Origin of the sequence: Nostocoides australiense Ben110, assembly GCF_001050535.1 — a bacterium.
GTDB lineage: Bacteria > Actinomycetota > Actinomycetes > Actinomycetales > Dermatophilaceae > Nostocoides_A > Nostocoides_A australiense.
Window position 1 is genome coordinate 1347180 of the sequence record NZ_HG764815.1, and the last position, 8847, is coordinate 1356026.

General features: G+C 68.5%; 9 protein-coding genes. 4 read left to right on the forward strand and 5 right to left on the reverse strand.

Going from position 1 to position 8847, the window contains the following annotated elements; translation table 11 throughout:
- From BN11_RS06485 to BN11_RS06500, 4 genes are all read right to left on the reverse strand, one after another.
- Nucleotides 1–399, reverse strand: a 399-nt coding sequence (locus tag BN11_RS06485) for an IS110 family transposase (protein ID WP_048693490.1), incomplete at its 3' end; no start/stop codon positions are given.
- A gap of 172 nt (nucleotides 400–571) precedes the next feature.
- Nucleotides 572–3091: a polynucleotide kinase-phosphatase gene (locus BN11_RS06490; RefSeq protein WP_083433582.1), complete on the reverse strand. Its 2520-nt coding sequence runs from the start codon at nucleotides 3089–3091 to the stop codon at nucleotides 572–574.
- Nucleotides 3084–4481: a 3' terminal RNA ribose 2'-O-methyltransferase Hen1 gene (locus tag BN11_RS06495; protein ID WP_048695981.1), complete on the reverse strand. Its 1398-nt coding sequence runs from the start codon at nucleotides 4479–4481 to the stop codon at nucleotides 3084–3086. Before BN11_RS06495 ends, BN11_RS06490 begins: the two co-directional genes overlap by 8 nt.
- 49 nt (nucleotides 4482–4530) lie before the next feature.
- Nucleotides 4531–4884 carry a hypothetical protein gene (locus BN11_RS06500; RefSeq protein WP_157044012.1) on the reverse strand — a complete coding sequence of 118 codons (354 nt, stop codon included), beginning with the start codon at nucleotides 4882–4884 and terminating at the stop codon, nucleotides 4531–4533.
- A gap of 131 nt (nucleotides 4885–5015) precedes the next feature.
- On the opposite strand from BN11_RS06500, the gene BN11_RS06505 reads away from it, so the two are divergent.
- Complete coding sequence (locus BN11_RS06505; RefSeq protein ID WP_048695987.1) at nucleotides 5016–5351, forward strand: hypothetical protein; 336 nt, start codon at nucleotides 5016–5018, stop codon at nucleotides 5349–5351.
- Between the two features lie 74 nt (nucleotides 5352–5425).
- Here the strand turns inward: BN11_RS06505 and BN11_RS06510 are convergent, their stop codons facing one another.
- Nucleotides 5426–7870, reverse strand: coding sequence for an ATP-binding cassette domain-containing protein (locus BN11_RS06510; RefSeq protein ID WP_048695990.1), 2445 nt, complete (start codon nucleotides 7868–7870; stop codon nucleotides 5426–5428).
- Nucleotides 7871–8011: 141 nt separating this feature from the next.
- Between BN11_RS06510 and BN11_RS06515 the strand changes: the two genes are divergently transcribed.
- The 3 genes from BN11_RS06515 to BN11_RS25080 all read left to right on the forward strand — a co-directional run.
- The gene (locus BN11_RS06515) at nucleotides 8012–8230 is read left to right on the forward strand and encodes a hypothetical protein (protein WP_048695994.1); all 219 of its coding nucleotides are present in this window, start codon (nucleotides 8012–8014) and stop codon (nucleotides 8228–8230) included.
- 110 nt (nucleotides 8231–8340) lie between these two features.
- Nucleotides 8341–8580, forward strand: a complete 240-nt coding sequence (locus tag BN11_RS06520; protein ID WP_048695996.1) for a hypothetical protein — start codon at nucleotides 8341–8343, stop codon at nucleotides 8578–8580.
- 14 nt (nucleotides 8581–8594) lie between these two features.
- Nucleotides 8595–8847, forward strand: a 253-nt coding sequence (locus tag BN11_RS25080) for a hypothetical protein (protein WP_235435387.1), incomplete at its 3' end; no start/stop codon positions are given.

An 8847-nucleotide genomic window follows, 5' to 3' on the forward strand; every position in this document is an offset into this window, starting at 1 on the left:
CGCGCGGACCAGATCCCGGGCTGATTCCTGAGACGGTGTCGGGATAGCGACCGGCACGATGTCGCCGTTACGGGCCAGCCGGGCCAGCAACAACGCATCCCGCCGGTCGGTCTTGACCCGATCCCCCACCGGCCGCAACACCTTCGACGGCGCCGCGACCTGACAGGCATGACGCGCCGTCAGCAGCGCCCGCGCCAACCCGAACCCCGTCGGCCCCGCCTCATACGTCACCAACACCGGACCATGTTCTGCCGCAACAGATTCCACGAAACCCACGACATCGACCACCGGCGCAGAGACCGTCCGCTCAATCACCTCCCCCGTGACCGTGTCGATCGCCGCCGCTCTGACCGATCTCGCGTGCACATCCAAGCCGATACTCGTACGCTCTATGAACACCGGGGCCTCCTATGCATGTCGGCACCGCCAGCCCATCTGGCAGGTGATCCACGATTCTCTGCATACGCGAGGCCCCGGCCTCAACCCTCAACCGAAACCCCGCCCGCCCCCATAGGGTCTAGCGGTCGCATTCTGGCGCGACCGGTCACTTTCGCTCGCCCTGTGGTCGCCGCTACAGCCGCGGGTCGACAGGCTCGGACTCGAGTGCGAGGACGGAGAAGACCAGCTGGTGGACTTTCCACAGCGGTTCACCACGGACGAAGGCGTCGATCGCGTCCACGCCTAGTCCGTGTTCTCGCAGAGCGAGATTGCGCTTCTTGCCCAGCTGACGCTGGCGCAACAAACCCAAGGAGTCGGTGTAGTCGGCGCCGTAGATGATCCGCAGATACTCGCGGCCCCGCACCTTCAGACCGGGCTGGATGCGACCCGCGACCAGGCCGGCCGGCTTGACGACCATGCCCTCCCCGCCGCCACCGGTCAGCTCCTCCCACCACTGCGCGGCGGCTGCCCGTTCGGTGTCGGAGCCGAGGTCGACGAAACGGTGCCGGGTAGGGGCGATGAGCGGGTGGTCCAGACGCCCGAGCTGGGCCAGATGCCACTCGTGGGACTGCGTCAGCGCGAGTGTGCGACCTTCGGCAGCGAGGATCTGGAAGGGCGCGATGGTCACGCCGTCGAGGCCGTCGGTGGGCCGGCAGTATGCCGCGTAAGCCGCCCGGAACGCGCGCGCGTTGTCCAGCCGCGCGCTGGTCCGCGCGAGCAGATCGCTGACCTCCAGCCCGCGATCCGCAGCCCGTTCGAGCGCCGAGATCGCTTGTGGCAGAGCGGCAGTCGCCGCCGCACCGGTCGCGGCATACTGCGCCCGGATCATGTCGAGCGCCTTCACCGACCAGGGCAACAACTCGCAGTCGAGCGCGAGCCAGTCCGTGGTCAACTCGTGGAAGAGCGGCGCGACGGCGTCCCGCAGCCGGTCGACGAGCGCCGTGGTGTCGTCGAAGAAGCTGCGCCCCGTGCGGGTGTAGACGGCCCCGGTGCTGCCGTCGGTGACGCCGAATCGGCGCTCGGCGGCCTCGGCATCCCGGGCGATGACGGCGATGGCGCGCGAGCCCATGTGCTTCTCCTCGCACACGACGCGCGTGACGCCCCACGTGGCGAACTCCTCGAAGGCCGGCTCGGGGCGCTCCAGGTAGCCGTCCATCTGCGATGCCGAGGCCGGCGACATCGTCGGCGGCAGGTAGATCAGCCAGCGCGGGTCGACGGCGAAACGGCTCATCACCTCCAGCGCAGCCGCCGCATTCTCCTCGGGGATCTTCACCTTGCCGGCGTGCTCCGTCTCGAGCCAGCGCGTGCCGGTGACGTCCTCGATGGCGAGTGTGGTGGGCACTCGCTCGACGCCGGCGGGTGCGAGCGGGCGGGACGGGGCATACCATTCGCGTTCTGCGGGAACGGAAACCAGCTCGCGTTCGGGATAGCGCAGCGCGGTCAGGGCACCGCCGAACACGGCTCCGGTGTCGAGACAGATCGTGTTGTTGACCCACTCGGCGTTCGGCACCGGAGTGTGCCCGTAGACGACCAGGGCCCGGCCGCGATAGTCCAGCGCCCACGGGTAGCGCACGGGGAGACCGAACTCGTCGGTCTCACCTGTGGTGTCGCCGTACAGCGCGAACGCCCGCACCCGCTTGGACGAGCGCCCGTGGTAAGCCTCCTTCAGGCCGGCGTGGGCGACCACCAGGCGCCCGCCGTCGAGCACATAGTGGGCGATGAGGCGATCCATGAATTTCGTTGCCTGCGTGCGGAATTCGTCACTCTCCGTGTCGAGCTGGGCGAGGGACTCGGCGAGTCCGTGCGCCACGGTGACCTTCGCCCCACGGAGGGCCCGGACCAGTTTGGCTTCGTGGTTGCCGGTCACGCACAGCGCGGTCCCCGCCTCGACCATGCCCATGACGAGACGGAGCACGCCAGGGGTGTCGGGGCCACGGTCGACGAGGTCGCCGACGAAGACGGCGGTGCGACCCTGCGGATGCCGGGCGCCGACGACGCGACCGTCCTCCTCCTGCAGATCCCAGCCGAGCTGTCGCAGGAGGGTATGCAGTTCGCGCGCGCACCCGTGCACGTCGCCGATGAGGTCGAACGGGCCGGTCAGCTCGCGCCGGTCGTTCCACGACTTCTCCCGGACGATGGCGACCTTGTCGATCTCCTCGACGCCCTTGAGGAGGTGAACCCGGCGAAAGCCCTCACGCTCCAGCTTCCGCAGCGAGCGCATGAGGTCCCGGTGCTGGCCTCGCACGACATGCGGCCCGAAGTCGCGTTCCTCCCGGGCGCGGTTGCGTTCTTGGGCAACGGCTTCCGGCACGTCGAGGACGATCGCGTCGACGAGCACGTCATGCTCGCGCGCGAGTTTCACCAGGTCCGCCCGCGACCGTTGTTGCACGTTCGTCGCGTCGACGACCGTCAGCCGGCCGCGCCGGAGGCGCACTCCGGCGATGTGGTGCAGCACATCGAAGGCGTCGGCCGACGCCGCCTGGTCGTTCTCGTCATCCGCCACCAGGCCCCGGCAGAAGTCGCTCGACAGCACCTCGGTCGGCAGGAAGTGGCGCCGCGCGAAGGAGGACTTCCCGCTGCCCGAGACCCCGACGAGCACGACCAACCCCATCTCGGGCACCCCGATGGTGCGCGCCTGGGCAACCTCACTCACGGGTGAACACCGCCATCTGCGTCGGAGTGCCGAGGCCGGGATCGACGTCGCCGATCCCTTGGTACGCAACGGAATAGCCGTATGCCGCGCCCACGCCCTCCGCCCACTCCCGGAACTGTGCCCGGTCCCACTCGAAGCGGTGGTCGGCGTGCCGCAGGCCTGTCAGGCCGTCATACAGCGCGTTGTACTCGCGGTTGGGGGTCGTCACGACAACCGTGCCGGGCCGCGCCGTGCCGAACACGACGCGTTCCACGGCAGCGTGGCGCGAGGGGTCGACATGCTCGATGACCTCCATGACCACCGCAGCATCGAAACCCGCGAACCGGGCATCCTCATAGGTCAGGGCACTCTGGAAGAGCTGCAACTTGTCCGACTGCCGTTCGCTCATCGTCTCGACGTGCAGGCGCCGGGCGGCGATCTGCAGCGAGCGCACCGAGACATCCGTGCCGGCGACCCGGCGGAACTGGGGCTGCTTGACCAGTTGTGACAGCAGCGCGCCAGGGCCGCAGCCGAGATCGATGACCGAGATCGCGCCACTGGCGAGCAATGCTGCCACGACCGCCTCCTGACGCTGCTCGTTGAGGCGTGGCCGGCGCGCGGCCGGCAACGCCGTCTCCTCCTCCGCGCTGGGCTCGAGGGCCTCGGGCGTCTCGTCCCCCACCTCTGCCAGCCGGGCCAGCCCCTCCCGCATCAGCCCGCCCCGACGCCCGAGGTAACGCCGAGTGATCAGCTCGCGGTCCGGGTGCGTGGCCAGCCAGCCCTCACCCGAGCGGAACAGCTTGTCGATCTCGTCCGGGCCCTGCCAATAGTGCTTCGACTCATCGAGCGCCGGGAGCAGAATGTGCAACTGGCTCAACGCATCCGACAGGCGGAGCGTGCCGGTGAGGGTGAGCGCGAGATAACGCGAAGGACCCCAGTCAGGGAAGGCCGGATCGAGCGGAATCGGGTCCGCCTCGACCTGCCAACCGAGCGGTTCGAAGATCCGGCGGGCCATCTCCGGGCCACCGCGGCACGGCACGACCGGCACGGCGATCTGCAGCGGGATGGCCGAGTCCGCCAGGTCTTGGCGAGCCGCGCACCGGCCCGAGCGCGCCGTACTGAAGACGTCGGCGAGCGCGGTCGCGAGGAGGGAGGACGCGGCATACGGCCGGTCGTTGACATACTGCGCGAGCGTGAAATCCGGCGCGTTGCGCCCGAACGCGCGCGCCAGACGGACCGGATCGATCTCCAGCACCAGCGCCGCGGTGCACCGTGCTTCGTCCGCCTCGGGATAGAAAACCGTTGCGGTGCCGAAGGATTGTGCGAACTCCTGAACCCGGTCGGGGTGCTTGTGCAGCAGATACCCCAAATCGGTCGCCGGCCGATGGGTCGTCGTCAGGGTGAGCAGCACCGGATCAGTCTCTCCTGGACCGGTCAGGTCAGCACACTATTTCCGACGGCTACTTCACGCGGGTTTCAGGGTGTGACTCCCCGCAGGATGACCGAGACCGCGTGTCGAGTTCTGCGTCCAGGTCGGAGAAGTCGCGCCCCAACTCTCCCGCGAGCCGCGGGAAGCGCTCGGCGAGAGCCGGGCCGAGCCACGCCGGCGGGGGCGAATCCGACTGGCCCACAGCGGCATACCCACGCACGACCGCATCGAGGAGCATGGCGAGCCGCATCTCGTCGATCCCCGTCGGGGCACCGGCCAGGGCGAGCAGGAGGGCCTCGGTCCAGGCGTAGACACTGGGACGCAGCGGAACTCCGGCCGGCGCGATGGCGCCGAGCCACGGATGCGCCCGATAGCGCCCGGTCAAGGGCTGGCGTGTGCCGGAGATCCTCGATGCCCTCGAGTCGGCGGACGACATCTATCTGGACGTCATCGGACAGGTTCGGCTGGCCACGTGGTCGGCCGGGCGCGTCGGCCTTATCGGCGACGCTGCGGCCTGTGCCTCACCCGCATCCGGCCAGGGCACGACGCTCGGTCTCGTCACCGCGTACGTCACCGCTGCCCAACTGGCCACGACCGCTGCTGTTCCGCGCCGCGCTCACCGCTGCCGAGCAGCAACTGCGTGCCTTCGCCGAGGGCAACCCGGCACTCGGCCCGGCAAACCTCAAACGGATGGTGCTGCCCACCGAACGCGCCGTGCGCTCGACGCTCTTCGCGTTGAAGGTGATGAACGCGCTCCCCTTCACCGACCTCGAGCTCGGCGCGGTGGCCCGCATACTGGCCAGGGCCTCGGCATACGACCTACCGGCCGTCCCCGACGCTGCTGCGCGGTGACCCGTCGGCGCCGTGGCTGGGGACGTCGGGGGGCGCCTCCAGCCACGGCTACCCACGAGCGTAGAGGGTCTGCGTCAACGACGCGCGACGTAGGCCGCCAGATGCTGCCCTGTCAGGGTGCGCCCGTCGGCGACCAGGTCGGCGGGCGTGCCCTCGAAGACGACCGTGCCACCGTCATGCCCCGCACCCGGGCCGAGATCGATGATCCAGTCGGCGTGTGCCATCACGGCCTGATGGTGCTCGATGACGATGACCGACTTGCCGCTGTCGACGAGCCGGTCGAGCATCGCGAGCATGTTCTCGACGTCGGCGAGATGCAGGCCGGTGGTCGGCTCGTCGAGCACGTAGACCGACCCCGTGTCCGCCATCTGCGCCGCGAGCTTCAGCCGTTGGCGCTCCCCGCCCGAGAGCGTCGTCAGCGGCTGGCCGAGACGGACGTAGCCGAGACCGACGTCGTTGAGGCGCTCCAGAATCTTCTGTGCCGCAGACGTTTTCGCGGCTCCTTGACTGAAGTAGGGCAGCGCGTCCGCCACCGGCAGGTCGAGCACCTCGGCGATATTGAGTTCGCCGAGCCGGTATTCGAGGACGCCCGCGTGGAAGCGCTTGCCCTCGCAGTCCTCGCAGGTGCTCGCGACGCCGGCCATCATGACCAGGTCGGTGTAGATGACTCCGGCGCCATTACACGTCTCGCACGCGCCTTCCGAATTCGCGCTGAAGAGAGCGGGTTTGACACCATTGGCCTTGGCGAACGCCTTGCGAATCGGCTCGAGAAGGCCGGTGTAGGTCGCCGGGTTCGACCGGCGCGAGCCCTTGATCGCCGACTGGTCGACGGTGACGACACTGTCGAGTTTCTCGACCGATCCACGGATGAGCGAACTCTTGCCCGAGCCCGCGACCCCGGTCAGCACGACAAGGACACCCAGCGGAATGTCGACGTCGACATCGCGCAGGTTGTTCTCGTGAGCACCTCGGATCTCCAGCGCGCCAGTGGGTTTGCGCAGCGTGTCCTTCAACTGCGCCCGGTCCTCCAGGTGCCGCCCGGTGAGGGTGTCACTGGCCCGCAGCCCGGCGAGATCCCCTTCGTAGACGATCTCGCCGCCGCCGGTGCCGGCCAGCGGGCCGAGGTCGACGACATGGTCGGCGATGGCGATGGTCTCGGGCTTGTGCTCGACGACGAGAACGGTGTTTCCCTTGTCCCGCAACTGTTTCAACAGCGTGTTCATGCGGTCGATATCGTGCGGGTGCAGCCCGATCGTCGGTTCGTCGAAGACATAGGTGACATCCGTCAGCGCCGACCCCAGGTGCCGGATCATCTTGGTCCGCTGCGCCTCGCCGCCCGACAACGTGCCGGACGGCCGGTCCAGCGACAGATAGCCGAGACCGATCTCGACGAAGGAGTCGAGCGTCTCCTGCAGCCCGCTCAGCAACGGGGCGATGCTCGGCTCCTCGAGTTCGCGCACCCACTCGGCCAGGTCGCTGATCTGCATCTGGCAGGCCTGAGCGATATTGATGCCCTTGATCTTGGATGAACGAGCTGCCGCGTTCAGCCGCGTCCCCTCGCACTCCGGGCAGACCTGGAAGACGACCGCCCGGTCGACGAAGGCCCGGATGTGCGGCTGCATCGCCTCACGATCCTTGGACAGCATCGACTTCTGGATGCGCGGGATCAGGCCCTCGTAGGTGATATTGATGCCGTCGACCTTGATTTTGGTCGGCTCCTTGTAGAGCAGGGCCGCGAGTTCCCTCTCGGTGAACTTCTTGATCGGCTTGTCCGGATCGAAGAAGCCACTGCCCATGTAGACCCGGCCGTACCACCCGTCCATCGAGTACCCGGGGATCGTCAGCGCACCCTCGCGCAGCGATTTCTCGTCGTCATAGAGGGCGGTCAGGTCGAAGTCGGAGACCTTGCCGACCCCCTCGCACCGCGCGCACATGCCGCCCTGGATGCTGAACTCGCGCCGCTCCTTGACCTCCATGCCGCCTTTGGTCGTCGTCACCGCCCCCGCCCCCGAGGCCGAGGCGACGTTGAAGGAGAACGCTTTCGAGCCCCCGATGTGTGGTTGGCCCAGCCGGCTGAAGAGGATCCGCAGCATGGCGTTGACGTCGGTGACGGTGCCGACCGTGGACCGGATGTTGGCGCCCATCCGCTCCTGATCGACGATGATCGCCGTCGTCAGCCCTTCCAGCAGATCGACATCCGGCCGCGCCAGGGTCGGCATGAAGCCCTGGACGAAGGTCGAATAGGTCTCGTTGATCATCCGCTGGCTCTCGGCCGCGATGGTCGCGAAGACGAGCGAACTCTTGCCTGACCCGGACACTCCGGTGAAGACCGTCAGCCGCCGTTTGGGCAGTTCGACGTCGACCCCCTTGAGATTGTTCTCCCGCGCCCCGACGACCCTGATGGTGTCGTGCGAGTCCGCCGTATGCGGTGTGCCCGCCGTATGCCGCGCGCTCCCCTGTCCCTCCGCACGCGCCTGATCCGCCCCGCTCGCCGTCGTCGCGGCCGTGGCCTTCGCCATCTTCTCGCCTTCGCCTTCAGGAATGGGAGCCGGCACCTCCGGCCCGCTCACCCTAGTGCCGCGCCGAGCCGGAGTCGCGATTTCCCATCGCTGCCCGTCAACTCAGGTTGACAATTGCTCGAGCAACCTAGGTTGACAGGTATGGAGCGACCGATCGAGGCCGTAGCGGCCGATATCGCGGACCCGATGCTGGGCCTGCGGGCCGTCGTTGCCCTGCGCCGGCTGGCCGACCAACTGGAACTGCGCCAGGTCCAAGCCGCCCTGGACGCGGGACATGCGTGGCCGGAGATCGCGGGGGCCCTCGGGGTGACCCGGCAGGCCGTCCACAAGAAGTACCACCGACCCGTGACCACGAGGTGAGGGAAGATGTTGAAGCAAACCGTGACGAACCTGGAGCGGGTGTGGCGGCTCCTGATCGCTGCCAACGACGAGGCGCTGCGCGCCGGGCACACGCAGTCGACAGCGACCACGTGCTGCTGAGGCTCCTGGTCATCGACGGTGAGAGCGCCAGGCAGTTGCGCTCGGCCGGGCTGAACCTGGACTCGGCCCGCACCGCAATGGCCGCCATGGCGCCCGACGGCAACTGTTGCCTGACGCTCTCGTTGCGAGTCGATCGGGAAGGCCGGCATCGCCTCCTGGACCGTGCCGATGACCAGACGACCGCGATCCGGCTGAACCTGATCGCCCAAGCGCTGGCCCAAGCGTCGTGAGTCATTCTTGAGACATGGCATATGACGCCCAGCGCCAGATCATCCGTACCCTGGCTCGAGCCGCCCGGGAGTTCGACAGGGCACGCGATGCCCTGATGGGCGAGGAGCAAACCGAGACGACCGTTCCTGACTCTGCCTCCAGCGCCGTCCCACCCGAAGCAGCCCAGCCCGCTCGTGGCGGCGTCCTCGGTGCGGCGACTCAGGTTGCGCGTGCCGGGGCCGGGGCAGCGAAGGCGGCCGGCCGAGCGGCGGCGGGCGTGCATCCGC

What these genes read in the sequence shown, in the direction of transcription:
- BN11_RS06510 (WP_048695990.1), bottom strand. Translation starts at nt 7,870, where the DNA reads ATGGCGAAGGCCACGGCCGCGACGACGGCGAGCGGGGCGGATCAGGCG.
- BN11_RS06515 (WP_048695994.1), top strand. Translation starts at nt 8,012, where the DNA reads ATGGAGCGACCGATCGAGGCCGTAGCGGCCGATATCGCGGACCCGATG.